The 15,276-nt window shown below is 59.2% G+C and carries 18 protein-coding genes; 15 read left to right on the forward strand and 3 right to left on the reverse strand.

The annotated features are described in order from the left end of the window. The first annotated feature begins 8 nt into the window (after window positions 1–8). The 15 genes from ACQZ5N_RS19120 to ACQZ5N_RS19190 all read left to right on the forward strand — a co-directional run bounded on the left by ACQZ5N_RS19120 (window position 9) and on the right by ACQZ5N_RS19190 (window position 11,653). Complete coding sequence (locus ACQZ5N_RS19120) at window positions 9–548, forward strand: hypothetical protein (protein ID WP_448733797.1); 540 nt, start codon at window positions 9–11, stop codon at window positions 546–548. Window positions 549–551: 3 nt separating this feature from the next. Further along, a complete protein-coding gene (locus ACQZ5N_RS19125) occupies window positions 552–1,226 on the forward strand; it encodes a type IV secretion system protein VirB1 (RefSeq protein WP_448733798.1) in 675 nt (224 codons plus the stop codon). Then, on the forward strand, window positions 1,223–1,522 hold the full coding sequence (locus ACQZ5N_RS19130) for a TrbC/VirB2 family protein (protein WP_448733799.1): 300 nt from the start codon (window positions 1,223–1,225) through the stop codon (window positions 1,520–1,522). Before ACQZ5N_RS19125 ends, ACQZ5N_RS19130 begins: the two co-directional genes overlap by 4 nt. Before the next feature lie 5 nt (window positions 1,523–1,527). Beyond that, the gene (locus ACQZ5N_RS19135) at window positions 1,528–1,866 is read left to right on the forward strand and encodes a VirB3 family type IV secretion system protein (protein ID WP_174028572.1); all 339 of its coding nucleotides are present in this window, start codon (window positions 1,528–1,530) and stop codon (window positions 1,864–1,866) included. Further along, window positions 1,859–4,225 carry a VirB4 family type IV secretion/conjugal transfer ATPase gene (locus ACQZ5N_RS19140; protein ID WP_448733800.1) on the forward strand — a complete coding sequence of 789 codons (2,367 nt, stop codon included), beginning with the start codon at window positions 1,859–1,861 and terminating at the stop codon, window positions 4,223–4,225. Before ACQZ5N_RS19135 ends, ACQZ5N_RS19140 begins: the two co-directional genes overlap by 8 nt. Beyond that, window positions 4,222–4,923 (forward strand): P-type DNA transfer protein VirB5, encoded by a 702-nt coding sequence (virB5, locus tag ACQZ5N_RS19145; protein ID WP_448733801.1) that lies wholly within the window; start codon window positions 4,222–4,224, stop codon window positions 4,921–4,923. The genes ACQZ5N_RS19140 and virB5 overlap by 4 nt, the downstream gene beginning before the upstream one ends. Next, window positions 4,920–5,150: an EexN family lipoprotein gene (locus ACQZ5N_RS19150; RefSeq protein ID WP_448733802.1), complete on the forward strand. Its 231-nt coding sequence runs from the start codon at window positions 4,920–4,922 to the stop codon at window positions 5,148–5,150. The genes virB5 and ACQZ5N_RS19150 overlap by 4 nt, the downstream gene beginning before the upstream one ends. Window positions 5,151–5,153: 3 nt before the next feature. After that, entirely contained in the window at window positions 5,154–6,086 is a 933-nt protein-coding gene (locus ACQZ5N_RS19155) for a type IV secretion system protein (RefSeq protein WP_448733803.1), read from the forward strand. Window positions 6,087–6,123: 37 nt separating this feature from the next. Then, window positions 6,124–6,405: a hypothetical protein gene (locus tag ACQZ5N_RS19160; RefSeq protein WP_448733804.1), complete on the forward strand. Its 282-nt coding sequence runs from the start codon at window positions 6,124–6,126 to the stop codon at window positions 6,403–6,405. 1 nt (window position 6,406) lies between these two features. Further along, window positions 6,407–7,078 (forward strand): virB8 family protein, encoded by a 672-nt coding sequence (locus ACQZ5N_RS19165; protein WP_448733805.1) that lies wholly within the window; start codon window positions 6,407–6,409, stop codon window positions 7,076–7,078. Continuing rightward, window positions 7,075–7,947 carry a P-type conjugative transfer protein VirB9 gene (gene virB9 / locus ACQZ5N_RS19170; protein ID WP_448733806.1) on the forward strand — a complete coding sequence of 291 codons (873 nt, stop codon included), beginning with the start codon at window positions 7,075–7,077 and terminating at the stop codon, window positions 7,945–7,947. The genes ACQZ5N_RS19165 and virB9 overlap by 4 nt, the downstream gene beginning before the upstream one ends. Window positions 7,948–7,955: 8 nt before the next feature. Beyond that, on the forward strand, window positions 7,956–9,131 hold the full coding sequence (gene virB10, locus ACQZ5N_RS19175; RefSeq protein WP_448733807.1) for a type IV secretion system protein VirB10: 1,176 nt from the start codon (window positions 7,956–7,958) through the stop codon (window positions 9,129–9,131). An 8-nt stretch (window positions 9,132–9,139) separates the two neighbouring features. Continuing rightward, window positions 9,140–10,153 carry a P-type DNA transfer ATPase VirB11 gene (virB11, locus tag ACQZ5N_RS19180; RefSeq protein ID WP_448733808.1) on the forward strand — a complete coding sequence of 338 codons (1,014 nt, stop codon included), beginning with the start codon at window positions 9,140–9,142 and terminating at the stop codon, window positions 10,151–10,153. A 217-nt stretch (window positions 10,154–10,370) separates the two neighbouring features. Beyond that, the gene (locus ACQZ5N_RS19185) at window positions 10,371–11,069 is read left to right on the forward strand and encodes a hypothetical protein (protein WP_448733809.1); all 699 of its coding nucleotides are present in this window, start codon (window positions 10,371–10,373) and stop codon (window positions 11,067–11,069) included. Continuing rightward, window positions 11,066–11,653, forward strand: coding sequence for an RES family NAD+ phosphorylase (locus ACQZ5N_RS19190; protein WP_448733810.1), 588 nt, complete (start codon window positions 11,066–11,068; stop codon window positions 11,651–11,653). The genes ACQZ5N_RS19185 and ACQZ5N_RS19190 overlap by 4 nt, the downstream gene beginning before the upstream one ends. Window positions 11,654–11,783: 130 nt before the next feature. On the opposite strand, the gene ACQZ5N_RS19195 is transcribed toward ACQZ5N_RS19190, so the two are convergent. From ACQZ5N_RS19195 to ACQZ5N_RS19205, 3 genes are all read right to left on the reverse strand, one after another. After that, a complete protein-coding gene (locus ACQZ5N_RS19195) occupies window positions 11,784–12,725 on the reverse strand; it encodes a plasmid partitioning protein RepB C-terminal domain-containing protein (protein ID WP_448733811.1) in 942 nt (313 codons plus the stop codon). After that, entirely contained in the window at window positions 12,718–13,524 is an 807-nt protein-coding gene (locus ACQZ5N_RS19200) for a ParB/RepB/Spo0J family partition protein (RefSeq protein ID WP_448733834.1), read from the reverse strand. The genes ACQZ5N_RS19195 and ACQZ5N_RS19200 overlap by 8 nt, the downstream gene beginning before the upstream one ends. Window positions 13,525–13,617: 93 nt before the next feature. Continuing rightward, on the reverse strand, window positions 13,618–15,267 hold the full coding sequence (locus ACQZ5N_RS19205) for a recombinase family protein (protein ID WP_448733812.1): 1,650 nt from the start codon (window positions 15,265–15,267) through the stop codon (window positions 13,618–13,620). Window positions 15,268–15,276 lie beyond the last annotated feature (9 nt).

A 15,276-nucleotide genomic window follows, 5' to 3' on the forward strand; every position in this document is an offset into this window, starting at 1 on the left:
GCAAATCCATGAAAAACCTTCTGCTCAGTAGTTTGCTGTCTATCTCGTTCGTGCTGCCATCTTACCTGATTTCCAACGGCAATGCGCGGGCTGATGACTGGGGATGTCAGGTCATCCTCTGCCTTTCCAATCCCGGCGGGGCAACCCAATATGCCGAATGCCGGCCTCCGATTCAGAAACTCTGGCGCGCGCTTGCCAAGGGTCATTCGTTTCCGACCTGCAGCGGCGTCGGGTTTCACAGTTCCCGGCCCGGCTACGAGCCATATTATTGCAATGAAGGTTATCGCCTTTCGAGCAGCTACGGATCTCGCGGTGAACAGGCGACCTGCGTTTCAACCGCCCTCCAGCGGGTAGACGGCTCGCTTTGCTCTTCCGGCCGTGACAATGACAGCGGCAACTCCGGCTCGGTCCTGTCAGCACGGTGGCAGCGACAGGATGGCCGGCTCCAGTGCATGGGTTACCCGATCGTGCGTCCCAACGTGCGATCGCAGCCGCACTATATCGATGTCACGATCGATGGCGTCGGCAAGCAGCGCGTCTGGTATTGAGCGATGAGTGCTGATTTCGTCGATATCGCGCAGAGCTGTGCGCCAATGGTCCAGGTGGAAACGCTGGCCGCCGTCGTCAGCCTGGAAAGCAGGTTCCTTCCCTTCAACATCCGCATCAATAGCGGCATGCCGCTTGCTGTGCAGCCCGCCAGCAAGGCCGAAGCGATTGAGGTGGCAACATCCCTGATCGCCGACCATCAGGATGTTCAGATCGGACTTGGCGGGATCGGTGTCGAGGAACTTCGGAAACTGAACCTCTCCGTTTCTGACGCCTTCGATCCGTGTCTGAACCTCAAGGCGACCGCCACGCTTCTCGATGGCTATTACCGTCTCGCCTTGCGTTTCGGTGCTGGTCCCGCGCGGGCCGAAACGGTGATGCTCCAGTCCTGGTACGGGCGAGATGACCCTTCGGTCGGAGAAATGGCCCGGTATGACGAGCAGGTGCGCAACGAGGTGAGGCGCCTCTCCCCGAAGCTCGCATCGCTCACGATTGGCGGACCGGCCGGGCCAAGTACCCACGAGAATGCCCCCGAGGAGCAGGCTCAAAGCCAACTGTCACAGCCAATCCCCAAACAAGTCGTCCAAACCGAAGAAACCGCATCATGGGACGTGTTCCGTTCCAGACGGCACGCTTCAGTTCTCGTTTTCCAGAATGACCGATCGGAGCAGAGTGAATGATCTCCAGAAGCAATCTTCGTCCCTTTGCAGCTTCCACGCTGATGGCTATTGCCATCGCTACCTGCCTCGTCGAACCGGCCTTTGCCCAGTCCGCCGGTATCGAAACCGTGCTGCAGAACATCGTCACCATGCTTACCGGCAATATTGCCCGCCTGCTGGCGATCATCGCCGTGATCATCATCTGCATTGCCTGGATGTTCGGCTACATGGATCTGAGAAAGGCAGGTTTCTGGATCATCGGTATCGGCGGCATTTTCGGGGCCACTGAACTGGTCAACACCATCGTCGGCGGCTGACATCAATGGCGAGCACTCCCGTCCTTGAGGAAGACACGCTGTTCCTGGCCTGCACCCGGCCGGCCATGATCGCCGGCGTGACCATGGAAGCGATGGGCATCAACATCATGCTGACCACCATCCTTTATATCACCGCGGGATCGATCGCCTATGCGCTCGTCGGCATCATCTTCCACCTCGTGTTCCGGGCGCTCGTCAAACACGACCACAACATGTTCCGTATCCTCATTGCCTGGATCGAGACCCGCGGCCGCTCCCGCAACGCCGCCTATTGGGGTGGCGCGACGCTCTCGCCATTGAAGCTTGTCCGGCGCTACGACGAAAGGGACCTGAGCCTTGCCTAGACTTGCGACGCTGCGGTCCCGCGAACTTGGGCCGGAAACCTTCATTCCCTATGTGCGCCACGTCGACGAGACTACCATAGCGCTCGATTCCCGCGCGCTGATGACCGTTCTCGTGCTTCAGGGCGTTTCCTTTGAAACCGCTGATGTTCTCGATCTCAATGGCCTGCATCGCAGTCTGAACACGCTCTACCGCAATATCGCCGACGAGCGGCTGGCGCTCTGGACGCATGTCATCCGCCGGCGTGACAACGATTATCCCGAAGGGCACTTCGCCAATCGTTTCTCCAGTGGTCTCAATGCCAGATACCGTGAGCGGATGGTGCGCGAAGACCTGTTCCGCAACGATCTCTATCTCAGCCTGATCTGGTCTCCGAGCCGTGATCCCGCCGAGAAGGCCGCTAATCTCCTTTCCCGACTGCGCAAGGCGCGCCGATCCGGCACCGAGCTGGACGAAGCCGCGCTCAAACACCTGCAAGACAAGGTGATCGACGTCACTGCCGGGTTGAAGCGCTTCGCCCCTCGTGTTCTGTCTCTCCATGAGCGCGACGGGATACTGTTCTCCGAGCCAAGTGAGTTTCTCCACCAGCTTGTCGGCGGGCGGCGTGAGCCTTTGCCCCTGACGGAGGGGCGGATTTCATCGGCGATCTACTCGGACCGGGTGATCTTCGGCCGCGAGACCGTCGAGATCCGTCATGAGGCGGAAACCCGCTATGCCGGCATGTTCGGCTTCAAGGAATATCCGGCAACCACGCGTAGCGGCATGCTCGACGGTATCCTGACGGCTCCCTTTGAACTCGTCCTGACACAGTCCTTTGCTTTTGCCTCGAAGGCCGATGCCCGAACAATCATGGGCCGCAAGCAGAACCAGATGGTCAGCGCAGCCGACAAGGCCGCCTCACAGATCGAGGAGCTCGGCGAGGCGATGGACGATCTCGAATCCAACCGCTTCGTGATGGGCGAGCATCACCTCGGCCTTGCGGTCTTCGCTCCGACCGTCAAGGAACTGACCGACCATATGGCGAAGGCACGCGCCGATCTGACCAGCGGCGGCGCGGTTGTCGCCCGCGAGGATCTTGGCCTTGAGGCCGCCTGGTGGGCGCAACTGCCGGGCAATCTCCGTTATCGCGCGCGCTCGGGTGCGATTACCTCGCGGAACTTCGCGGCCCTCTCTCCCTATCATTCCTACCCGGCCGGCCAGAAGGACGGCAATGAATGGGGACCGGCGGTCGCCATGTTGAAGACCGCTTCCGGCTCACCGTTCTATTTCAGTTTCCATCACAGCGATCTCGGGAACACCTTTGTCTGCGGCCCGTCGGGTGCGGGCAAGACCGTGCTCCTCAACTTCATGCTTTCACAGCTCGAAAAGCATGATCCCCATATGGTGTTCTTCGACAAGGACCGGGGTGCAGACCTGTTCGTTCGCGCCGCCGGTGGCGCCTATCTGCCGCTCAGGAATGGTGTGCCGACCGGCTGTGCGCCGCTGAAGGCGCTTGAGTTGACTCCGGAAAACAGGATATTTCTCACCCGCTGGATCGGCAAGCTTGTGGGAGCGGCGACACGGGAACTGAATGTCAGCGAGCTGCGCGATATCGCTTCAGCTGTTGACGGTCTGGCGGACCTTCCCGTCGAGCGCCGCTCCATCGGCGCCCTACGCACGTTCCTCAACAATACCGATCCCGAAGGCATTGCCTCGCGGCTCCGGCGATGGGAGAGGGGAGGGCCGCTCGGCTGGGTCTTCGACAACGATCTCGACGATATCGGGATCGGCGCCAGGTTCATCGGCTACGACATGACCGACTTCCTCGACAACGAGGAAATCCGCACCCCGTTGATGGCGTATCTGTTCTATCGCATTGAGCAGTTGATCGACGGCCGCCGCATCATCATCGTCATCGATGAGTTTTGGAAGGCGCTGCAGGATGAGGGTTTTCGCGATCTCGCCCAGAACAAGCTGAAGACGATCCGCAAACAGAACGGCCTTATGCTGTTTGCGACCCAGAGCCCGCGCGACGCCATCGTCTCACCGATCGCCCATACGATCATCGAACAATGCCCGACGCAAATCTTCCTGCCCAATCCACGCGGCAACCGCGCCGACTATATCGACGGCTTCAAGCTAACCGAGCGCGAATTTGAGCTGATTTCCCGCGAGCTTTCGGTCGAGAGCCACCGCTTCATCGTCAAGCAAGGCCATAACAGCGTGGTTGCCGAACTCAACCTCAACGGTTTCGACGACGAGCTCGCGATCCTGTCGGGCCGCACGGCAAATGTGGAACTGGCGGACGCCATCCGCGCCGAACTCGGCGAAGAGGGCGGAGATTGGCTGACCCTGTTCCAGCAAAGAAGGAGGACATCATGATCCGTAACGCCAGGACAAGGCTCTTCCTCGCAACCCTCACGCTGCTGGCATCGGTGGGTCTCGCGGATGCGCAGGGCATTCCCGTCACCGATCAGGCGGCGATCGCCAAACAGATCGAGAGCATCGCCCAGCTCAAATCCCAGCTCGATGCGCTGAACCAGCAGGTTACGCAGGCGAAGCAGCTTTACGGCTCGCTGAACAAGATCACCAACATGGCCGACGTCGCCAGCCTGCTGAACGATTCCTCAATCCGCAAGGCGCTCCCACAGGACTTCAATGCCATCGAAAGCCTGTTTACGGGATCCGGGAGCGGTGTGTTCGGTGACTCCGCTTCGAAATTTCTTGAGGGCAATTCCACCTACCGCACCGATGCCAACGACTTCTACGCGCAGGAACTCTCACGCGCGCAGAACAAGAACGCCGGACAGATGAGTCTCGGTCAGCAGATTTATGACGCCGCCACCAAGCGCATCGACGGCATCGATGAACTTCGTCAGAAAATCTCCAGTGCTGCGGATGCCAAGGACGTTGCCGATCTGCAGGCGCGTCTGCAGGCCGAAACCGCCTTTCTGCAAACGGATGTTCTTCGCATGCAGGGCCTGCAAATGGTCCAGCAGGCGCAGGTGCAGGTCGACGAGCAGCGCAAGGCCGAGGATTGGCGCAAGCGAATGGACACGATGGGAGCAGCGCTTAAATGAGATGGTTCGTTTCTGGTGTGGTGATGCTTCTCCTGTCGGCCTGCTCCTCTGAGCAGAAGGTCTACACCGTCGATGAACTGGTCGCCGACGAGGCCTTGCTGACGAAAATCATCGGGGAATGCCGGAACAATCCCGGTGAACTCCGTGACACAGCCAATTGCCGTAATGCCGAAGCCGCCGACGGCAGGCTCCGTCTCGAGCGCATGCGCAAGTCGCTCGGAGGCTGAGACATGTATGAGGTGTTCAGTTTCGTCGACGGGCAGTTCAAGGCGCCACTCGAAAACTTCATTTCCACCGGCACCTCGAACATCGCCAACTGGATCAGCGGTCCGCTCACGGCGGCGCTGACGCTGTATGTTGTGCTCTACGGCTATCTCGTGCTGCGTGGCTCCGTGCAGGAGCCGATCCTGGAATTTGCCTTCCGCGCCATAAAACTCGCCATCATCGTTATGCTGGTACGCAACGCCAGCGACTACCAGACCTACGTCACCAACATCTTTTTCGACACCCTGCCAAAGGAAATCTCGCAGGCGTTGAACTCAGGGACGACGCCGAGCGCCTCCACCTTCGACAGCCTGCTGGATAAGGGTCAGAAGTGCGCTTATGAAATATGGTCGCGTGCCTCCTGGCCGGTCGATATCGTGACGGGCGTTGGCGGTATGCTGGTGATCGGCGCAAGCTTCCTCGTCGCGGCGATCGGCTACATTGTCTCGCTTTATGCCCGTCTGGCGCTCGCCATCATCCTCGCGATTGGGCCGATCTTCATCGCACTCGCCATGTTCCAGTCGACGCGCCGGTTTACGGAATCCTGGATTGGTCAGCTTGCGAACTTCGTCATCCTGCAGGTGCTGGTCGTTGCCATCGGCTCGCTGCTGATCACCTGCATCGACACGACCTTCACGGCAATCGAGGGTTATAGCGATGTTCTTATGCGTCCGATCGCGCTCTGCGCCATCTGCATCGCGGCTCTTTATGTCTTCTATCAATTGCCCGGCATTGCCTCGGCGCTCGCCGCCGGCGGCGCGTCACTGACCTATGGCTATGGCGCCGCCCGTGATGCGCACGAAAGCACGCTCGCCTGGGCGGCCTCGCACACAGTCAGGGCGGTCGGCCGCGGAACACGCGTTGTGGGCCGCCGGTTGACTGCGAACCGGGCGGAATGACCGCCTCGATATCAAGGACATTGGACAGGTTATTTTGATGATCCGTATTCTTTTTCTGCTTTTGCTAATCGCAAGCCTCTCCAGCTGCGCCTCGATCTCCAACCCTCTGCCCAAATGTGACGGCTATTCCCGGCGTCCGCTGAACCGCGCCATGTGGCAGTGGGAAGACAAGGGCAAGCAGCAGACACCTGCCAGCGAGATATCTTGGAACCCGGCGAGCCGCGCGGTCTCTTACGCGGAAGAACCGGCCTCTGTGACGCCGGCTGCGTTTGCACACTTCGATGTCGCTGGCTCATACCGTCCATGCGAGGGCAACTGAGATGGTGAACGCCGACAGCCTCAAGAGCTATTTCGACAAGGCGCGCCGCTTCGATCAGGATCGGCTCATCCAGGTCGAGCGCTCGGCCCGCATCGCCTGGTTCGTTGCGATCTCGGCCAGCGTCGTTGCCGTCGTCTCCGTCTTTGCGATCGCAGGCCTCACGCCTTTGAAAACGGTCGAGCCGTTCGTCGTGCGGGTCGACAATTCGACGGGGATCGTTGACGTGGTGTCAGCAATGACCTCCACCGCCGGCACCTATGACGAAGCCGTCACGAAATTTTTCGCTGCCAGATATGTGCGCGCCCGCGAAGGTTATGTCTGGAGCGAAGGGGAGGAGAATTTCCGGACGGTGGCGCTCCTTTCGACCCAACCCGAGCAGTCCCGCTTCGCGGCCGCCTATCGCGGCAGCAATCCGGATTCGCCGCAGAATACTTATGGCCGGAGCGCCACCTCGCGGATCAATATCGTATCGATCTCGCTTATCAACGCCAATGTGGCTTCCGTGCGATACATGCGCACCGTCACACGCGGTGACGATGTGCGCACCACACACTGGGTTGCGACGCTTACCTTCTCCTATGTCAACGCCCCGATGTCTTCCACCGACCGGCTGGTCAATCCCCTCGGCTTTGCCGTCAGCGAATATCGTGCCGATCCGGAGGCCATCAATTGAAACAGAGATTTCTGCTCGTTCTTTTCCTGGCCGTTCTTTGCCCGGTCGTCGGCCTTTCCTCGACGGCGTCGGCCCTGGAGATTCCGCGCGGTGCATCCCAAGATAGCCGCGTCCGTTTCATCGACTACCAGCCCTATAACATCACCCGGGTCGTCGGCACGCTGCGTTCGTCGGTGCAGGTCGAGTTCGCGGCCGACGAAGAGATTGCCCATGTGGCTCTCGGTAACAGCGTCGCGTGGGAGGTGGCGCCAGCTGGCAACATCCTCTTCCTCAAGCCGCGGGAAAACCAGCCGGTTACCAACATCTCCGTCGTGACAACCAGACGGGACGGTTCGACGCGCAGCTACCAGATCGAATTGACCGTCCGGGATGGCAGCGTCGAAGCCGGGCAGAACACCTATTTCTATGTAAAATACCGCTATCCGGCCGATGAAGCCGAGCGGAGGAAGCAGGATGCCGCCGCTCGCGCTCTGGCGGCGCAGGCTGGTGAAGCCGATCATGTTCTGTCTCTTCACGAGGCCTATGGACCCCGCAACTGGCGGTATTCCGCCCAAGGCGCGCAAGCGCTTGAACCGCAGGCCGTCTATGACAACGGCAAGGTCACGACCTTCGCCTTTATCGGCAATCAGGAAATGCCGGCGATCTATATGGAGAATTCGGACGGCACCGAAAGCCTGGTCCCGAAATCCGCTGACGGCAATCTGGTGCTGGTCCACGCTATCAGCCGCAAGTTTATCCTGCGCCGGGGCAGCGATGTCCTCTGCGTCTTCAACGAGGCCTATGACCGCGTCGGCATCAATCCCGAAACGAATACGACGTCACCATCGGTCGAGCGTGTCGTCAAGGCCGCGCCCGGCACAGTGCAATAGGAGGTGTCATGGCCGATGAAGAAATCACTCAAATCCCCGGCGAGCGTGCTGAAACATCGACCGGCCGGCGGATCGACAACAACCCCATTCTCAAGCGCGGCGCCGTTGCTCTCGCGATCGTTGCGTTTGTTACCTTTGCCCTCTGGTCGATGGGCGGGAAGAACAAGCCGACGGATGGCGTGCAGCCGGAGCGCGTGGTCATCCGTCAGACATCGGATTTCGAGCCGGCAAAGGGGCCGGTTCAGCCCGTGACAAGGCCGGCCGAAGTCCAGCTTCCGGTACCCGTCATCACCGAGAAAGCGCCGACCGACGACGACAAGCTGCTCGACGCTGCGCGGCGCGCGCCCGTCATGGCCTATGGTCCGGAAAAGACGCCGACTGCCAGGCGCCAGCAAGATGATGCGAACACCAATGCCGCCTCGAACTATGTCCCGCTCGCAAACGCGCCGGGCAGCTTTACGGGGCAGGGGGAAAGCGAGGATCAGCGCTTCAACCGCATGCTGACCCCGACGCAGTTGCAGGGCTCGCGTGCCGGCACGCTCGGCAACCGCGATTTCGTCGTCGCCATGGGGACCTCCATCCCTTGCGTGCTCGAGACGGCCCTTTCTTCCGACCAGCCGGGATTCACCAGCTGCGTCATCAATCGCGATGTTCTGTCCGACAACGGCCGCGTCGTGCTGATGGAGAAAGGCACGCAGGTCGTCGGCGAATATCGCGGTGGACTTCGCCGCGGCCAGAAACGTCTTTTTGTTCTCTGGAACCGCGCGAAGACCCCGCAAGGCGTCATCATCACGCTGGCGTCGCCGGCCACCGACGCCCTGGGCCGCGCCGGCATGGACGGCTACGTCGATACACATTGGTGGGAACGGTTCGGCAGCGCCATCCTGTTGTCGATCGTCGGCGACGCCACCTCCTATGCCAACAGCCAATTGCGTGATAGCGACGTCGATGCACAAAACACCACCAGCGCCGGTCAGCAGGCCGCGGCGATTGCCGTCGAACAATCGATCAACATCCCGCCAACCCTGCTGAAACATCAGGGAGGCCTGGTTTCGATCTTCGTGGCGCGCGATCTCGATTTTTCCAGCGTCTATCGGCTGCGCGTGACCGAACCGCGCAACCGAATCTATGACCGCGCCGTTCTCGGCGACTTCACCCCGGACTCGAAGCTCGTGACGAAGTAGGTGCTGCAATGACTGAAGCTGTAGATTCCGGTGTCGTGCGTGAACTGCTCTTGCCGCTGTCGCCGTTCCTTCGCGACAAGGCGCTCTACGAGGTCATTGTTAACAAGCCCGGCAAGGTCGTGACGGAAGGAGCAAACGGATGGCAGGTCCACGATATGCCGGAACTTGCCTATGACCGGCTGATGCGCCTCGCTCGGGCGGTGGCGAGCTACTCCAATCAGTCGATCGACGAAACCCGACCGATCCTGTCGGCGACCCTGCCCGACGACGAGCGTATCCAGATCGTGATCCCGCCGGCGACGACGAGGGGAACCGTCAGCCTCACCATTCGCAAACCGTCCTCGGTGTCGCTCAGCCTTGGTGATCTCGACCAGGGTGGACTGTTCGCCAATGTGGTCCGCACGCAGGAGAGTAGCGCGCAACCGGACCAACGATTGTCGGAACTCTATCGTGCCGGCGCTCACAAGCAGTTCCTTCTGGAAGCGGTGCTGGCGCGGAAAAGCATCATCATTTCCGGGGCGACTGGATCGGGTAAGACGACGCTGTCCAAGGCGTTGATCCAGTATATCCCGGATACCGAACGTATCATTTCCATTGAGGATACGCCGGAACTGGTCATCCCGCAGCCCAACCACGTCCGTCTCTTTTATTCCAAGGGCGGCCAGGGGACCGCCAAGATCGGCGCCAGGGACCTCCTCGAATCCTGCCTGCGTATGCGTCCAGACCGAATATTGTTGCAGGAGCTCAGAGATGGCACGGCCTTTTATTACATCCGCAATGTGAATTCCGGGCATCCCGGTTCAATCACGACCGTGCATGCCGACTCTGCGCGCCTCGCCTTCGAGCAACTGACTTTGCTGGTGAAGGAGTCGGAAGGGGGTGGCGACCTCGACCGGCACGACATACGCGAAATGCTGATGGTTGCGATCGATATCGTGGTTCAATGCAAACGGGTCGACGGACGGTTTCGGGTGACCGAGATCTATTTTCGCGACGCACTTGCGTCCGGCGCCAAGGGTTGATCAGAAGGTAGTGCTCATTCACCTGTCGTTCGGCGCTGCAATGAGAACAGTGTCGCCGATCTTGAGTTGTCGCACTTTACCTCTTCCCCGGGGTATTGTTTCCCATAGGGTATCCCACGAAAGGCCGTTGAGGCTGCCAAACCAAGCTGGGTTGTTCTAAGTTGTCATAGTTGACAAAGTTGCTTCAAGTAGCCATCTTCTTTTCAGGAGAACCGCGATGGCCCAGAAAACCCAGTCCAAGACGTCGAAAACCACCTCTAAGACGCCGAACGGCATCATGACAATGTTCGTTCTCGATGCGAACCCTTTCGAGGGGGTTGCTGGATTCCAGTTGCCTGCGGGCGCACGGCTTGCCGTCGTGACCTCAAAGCCGGAAACGGCGAATTCTGTCGCCCGGACCGTTGGCAAGCGTTTTCGCGGCAATAGTATGGTTGTTCGAAGAATGCGCCAACTTGCCAGGGCCAAAGAACGTGCCGAGACAACCAGCACGGTCAACAAGACGGCTTTCGAGCCGGACGCACGCAGCCAGGCCGTGCTTCAGGGTGTTCGGATCGCGCAGAACGATCTAAAGGCAGCGGGCGGTGCCTATGATCTGGAGCAGGTCAGGACGCTCCTGCATGGGGTTTCCCGCCAGGCAGTGGACAAGCGCGTACAAGAGGGAAGTTTGCTGGCTGTTCCTGGCCCGAGCAACCGGCGCTGCTATCCGACGCTTCAGTTCAATCGTGACGGTAGCGTGGTGGCAGGTCTCAAGGAGGTGCAGGACGCGCTGCCCGTCGAAAGCCCCTGGGCGGTGCTGAACTTCCTTGCGCGGCCGGATGATCGCTTGGGTGGGAGAAAGCCGATGGAGGTCCTGCGAGAAGGGAACCTTTCGTTGGTCCTCGAAGCGGCGAACCGCTACGGTGAGCAGGGCGCGTGACCGTCCCACTGCCACCGCCAGACCTGCATAGCCGTACTCCCAAGATTGTTTCACTCCCCGCAGGGAGTGAAACCCATCGCTTCTACACGGTTATATACGAACCCATCTTCTTTGACCGATCCAAGACTGGCCGCTTCAACGCTCCCGATGGCTCTTACGGCGTGCTCTATGTCGCGAAGCTCGTCAGCGGTGCGTTCGCCGAGACGTTCTTGCGCTCACCAGGAAACACGCTGATCGACGCTGGCTTTTTGAAACGCAAGGGATATGTTCGGCTTGAAACTGTGTCGTCGCTGAAGCTGATCGATCTGACTGGTCCGGGACTTGCCATTGTTGGAGCGACGGCGGAAATCCCGCATTCGGGGCTTCCCTATGATGCGGCTCAAGCCTGGTCAAAGGCGCTGTTTGACCACCCTGTCAGGGCAGATGGAATTGCCTATCACGCGCGCCACGATGATACCGAGATCTGCTATGCGATCTTCGATCGCGCGGAATCAGCTATCGTGGAAACGTCCCACGAACTGGATCTCGACCAGGACTGGTTCTGGCAGAACGGCGCTCGATATGGAGTCGGCTTGGCACCATAGAGCATTCCGAGGGCCTCAACACCAGAGCGGGAAGCTGCCTCCTGTTCATTTACCCGCCAGAAAACGGGTAACGATGATCCTGCCATTCGTGCCCGGCCCGCGCTGTTCGAATCCGGTCCCCCTTAAACGTTCAGGCGTTTGGCTTGTCTGCAATCGGACCGAGAGTTTCTACTTCCGCGATCTTCTGAAACTCGCTGAGATAATCCTGCTGGTGTGTTGTCAGCCAGCGGACAATTCGGCTATTGGCGAGGAGCTTGGCGATGTACCCACGCGCCACAGTCAGATGCAGGTTGTCGACGCCATAGGTTTCGTCGATTGATTTGACTTGAGTCTGGAGCGCAGCCAGTTCTCGCTCCATGCGGGCAATCTGTTGGCCCGATGGGGTGGGTGTGCCGTTGCCTCGTCCTTTCCTTGCCGTAACAAGCTGGTTCACCGGCGTGGCAGCGCGTAACGCACGTGCGAACATGATCGAAAAATTGTTCTGGCCGATCATTAGGTCGGCGGCTTCGATCTGCCTGACGGCGGACATCTGGCGAAGAATGTCGAACACTTTCATCGAGCACGGCGTGTCCTTGAGCATTTGGGCGGCCTCGGAGCTGATCCCCTCCAGCAGTCGAAACCGTCTGAGAACGGATTGCACCTCAAGATTGAGGGCTTCTGCAATATCGACGGACGAGACACCCCGCTCCATAGCGCGCGCGATCATTCGGTGTTCCTGGATAGGCGGAATGTGGTTGATGCGCTTATTGTACGTGTAGGTGTCATCGTCAGTGGTCAGTAGGCATTCAACTTCGGCAATGCCGAGTTCCTTCAACGCCTCCAGACGGAGATGGCCGTCGAGCAGAAACCAAGTGCCCGTATTTTCGGTATCAGCCATCACAACGGGCGCCTCGACGAGGCCGATCACCTTGATCGAGCTGAGAACCTGCGCATAGCTGCGACTTTCCCGCGCTCCCTCCGGTAATGTCTTCAGTGGAACGATCGCCGAAACCGGAATGGTCACAAGATTGCGGTCGAAGGCCAGATGAATATGGCTGTTGTTATCATGGTTACGCTCGATCGTATCAGTCATTTTTCTCTCCAGAAATCCGTATTGAGAGCGCCTTCGGCATCGACGCAAGCCCTTCCGCTCTCAGCAGGTTCACGAAACCCTCATCGCTCAGTAGCTCCTTCAGCGCTTCAACAATGAACAGGAGCCGCGTCTGGGCAAAATCCGACTTCTTGACCAGAAGCCGCTGCTTCTCCGCCTCGCGTTGATAAACCTGCATCAGTTCGTTGGCGGTCAGACGACGACTGAAGCCCTTCCGGCCCAAACGTGCGACTGGCAGCGCTCCTTTGCGTTGGCTCTGCATACGCATGTCGAGCATGCGCCGCACAGCGGCGAGTTTCTTTCCGCGGAGCTGGCCGGTCTCATAGGCGTCCAGCAGCAGGTTTTGCGCCTCTTCCGTTTCCGCCTTGGAAATCTCCATCGCCAGCGTAATCGGGATCAAGCCGGTCTCGACCGCCGCCACCAACCGCTCTTCGCCGCGTTCCAGCAGTGAGGCGATCATGTTGACCCATGATGCGCCAACCCCGATTTTTTTCGCTATGGCCGCGTCGTTGAAACCGCGAGATCTAAGTGCGCTGATTTCCCGCATGAGATCGATGGGGCGCTGTACACGCCTGGCGATATTCTCGACCAGACTCATCACCAGGCATTCATTCTCGCTGGCTTCGATCACTACGGCGGGAATTTCAGTCTGACCGAGCATCTGGAAGGCTTCCAGCCGGCCTTCGCCGCACACAAGATCGTATCGTGTTCCTTTCGCGCTATCATGACGGCTGACCGTGATGGGACGCTTCAGGCCGATCGCCTCTATATTGTTGACGATCTCGCGATGCTGACGCTTGTTGCGCGCGCGGGTTAAGGACGGTTATGCGAGAAATCGGGATCATTTCGATCCTCTTGGGACGGTTGGCGGTCATCAGGCAGCCTCGCAAATTGGAATGGGTTTGGCGATGTCGTAGAGAAGGTCGAGATCGTCGAAGCGGTAAGCGTCGAGTCCGAAGGCATTGTCTTCTGCCAGCCGCAGCTTTTCTGAAAGCCTGTCGATGCGCGGGAACAGATAATAATCGAGCGGCGTACGATTGAGGCTGTCCATGCGCACGACGACGGTAATGTCGGGCATGAGTGAAGAGTCGAAACGGACCTTCCAGCGCAGAAGCCCGGTCGGTGTCTGGAAAGAGCGTGCGATGACGACCGAAAGGCTGAACTCGCCATTGACGATCATTCTGTCGGTTTCGAGATCCTGCCAGGCCTCACTGCCGGCTGTGCGCAACCCATCGAGCACATCCCGCACAATGCCGGGGTGGAGCTTTCGCAGGCTGCGGTTGATTTCGACATAGCGATAGTCCCGTTCCGGCTTGAAACCGATAAGGCTGTAGGCCGTGAGCAGGCTACCGAAGCGCGAACTGTAAGCGCTGCTTGACGGTAGTTCATCGCATTCATCGATGACGATGCCGGACAGTAACCCCTCCTTCTGATAGAGTTCCCGCAGGGCCAGCAGCATTTCTTCGTCGCTGAGGCGGAATGAGCGCGCATTGATGATTGTATTGGCCGCCTCGAAAAGCTCTCGCTCGATAATCGCTTCAAATGCACCTTCGGATCTGATCCATTTGTCGGGCGCGTTGCGTATGCGCTTTTTCTTCAGCTTGAAGGAGCGGCGGTTCCAAACATTGTCGCCCGCATATTTCTCGTTTATCAGCAGTTGGTGAACGGTGCCTCTGGTCCAGGGACGACCTAGATCGGTCGCGAGACCTCGCATGTTGAGGCCGGCGGCGATCTCATTTTCGCTACGACCATTGTGGACGAAATCCCTATAGATTTGCCTGACCAGATCGACCTCTTCGTCGGGCCCCGGTGTCAGGATCACACGGTCGGTCTGGAGGCTCTTTTGCTCACCGCGCTGAAGGCATCCTTTGACGGCTCCGTGCTCGTCGATTAACGTACGCCTCAGGCCAAAGCCCGCCGGGCCGCCTTGGCGATAGCCCTTTTCGATCAGGCGCTCCTGACCGGCAAACACCTTCACTGAAAGCTCGCGGCTATATTCGCCGGCCATGGCGCTCTTCACGCCCTTGATGATGGCCGCGATCGGGCTGCCGTCGTTTTCGAACTGCTCGGCGCAATATTGAACGCGCACGCCGGCACGCTTGCAGATATATTCGTAATAGGCGCTCTCGTCGGTGTCCTGGAACCGACCCCATCGGCTCACGTCATAGACGAGGATCATTTCAAAATCGGCTCGCCCCTCCGAAACGTCTGCAATCAGGCACTTGAATGCGTCGCGGCCATCGACGTTCAGTCCGCTTTTTCCTTCATCGACGTAGGTCCGAACGATTTCTATGCCACGAGTTTCGGCATACAGCTTGATCGCATCGGCTTGGTTTTCCGTCGAAAATTTTTGATGGTCCGTGGACATGCGGACGTATTCGGCAGCTCGAACAGGGCGTTCCGGCTGCTCTGATCGATCGTTATCGTAAGGGTTCCGGCTCATCAAGATTCGCCCTTTTCTGATTCTGACTGCGGTGATCGGGGCGATCAACCGCCGCAGCGTCTGGCAGGTTTCTGCCGTCACTCCGCACTG

It is taken from the genome of Agrobacterium sp. 22-221-1, from assembly GCF_053522445.1.

What these genes read in the sequence shown, in the direction of transcription:
- ACQZ5N_RS19120 (WP_448733797.1), top strand. Translation starts at nt 9, where the DNA reads ATGAAAAACCTTCTGCTCAGTAGTTTGCTGTCTATCTCGTTCGTGCTG.
- ACQZ5N_RS19125 (WP_448733798.1), top strand. Translation starts at nt 552, where the DNA reads ATGAGTGCTGATTTCGTCGATATCGCGCAGAGCTGTGCGCCAATGGTC.
- ACQZ5N_RS19130 (WP_448733799.1), top strand. Translation starts at nt 1,223, where the DNA reads ATGATCTCCAGAAGCAATCTTCGTCCCTTTGCAGCTTCCACGCTGATG.
- ACQZ5N_RS19135 (WP_174028572.1), top strand. Translation starts at nt 1,528, where the DNA reads ATGGCGAGCACTCCCGTCCTTGAGGAAGACACGCTGTTCCTGGCCTGC.
- virB5 (WP_448733801.1), top strand. Translation starts at nt 4,222, where the DNA reads ATGATCCGTAACGCCAGGACAAGGCTCTTCCTCGCAACCCTCACGCTG.
- ACQZ5N_RS19150 (WP_448733802.1), top strand. Translation starts at nt 4,920, where the DNA reads ATGAGATGGTTCGTTTCTGGTGTGGTGATGCTTCTCCTGTCGGCCTGC.
- ACQZ5N_RS19155 (WP_448733803.1), top strand. Translation starts at nt 5,154, where the DNA reads ATGTATGAGGTGTTCAGTTTCGTCGACGGGCAGTTCAAGGCGCCACTC.
- ACQZ5N_RS19160 (WP_448733804.1), top strand. Translation starts at nt 6,124, where the DNA reads ATGATCCGTATTCTTTTTCTGCTTTTGCTAATCGCAAGCCTCTCCAGC.
- ACQZ5N_RS19165 (WP_448733805.1), top strand. Translation starts at nt 6,407, where the DNA reads ATGGTGAACGCCGACAGCCTCAAGAGCTATTTCGACAAGGCGCGCCGC.
- virB10 (WP_448733807.1), top strand. Translation starts at nt 7,956, where the DNA reads ATGGCCGATGAAGAAATCACTCAAATCCCCGGCGAGCGTGCTGAAACA.
- virB11 (WP_448733808.1), top strand. Translation starts at nt 9,140, where the DNA reads ATGACTGAAGCTGTAGATTCCGGTGTCGTGCGTGAACTGCTCTTGCCG.
- ACQZ5N_RS19185 (WP_448733809.1), top strand. Translation starts at nt 10,371, where the DNA reads ATGGCCCAGAAAACCCAGTCCAAGACGTCGAAAACCACCTCTAAGACG.
- ACQZ5N_RS19195 (WP_448733811.1), bottom strand. Translation starts at nt 12,725, where the DNA reads ATGACTGATACGATCGAGCGTAACCATGATAACAACAGCCATATTCAT.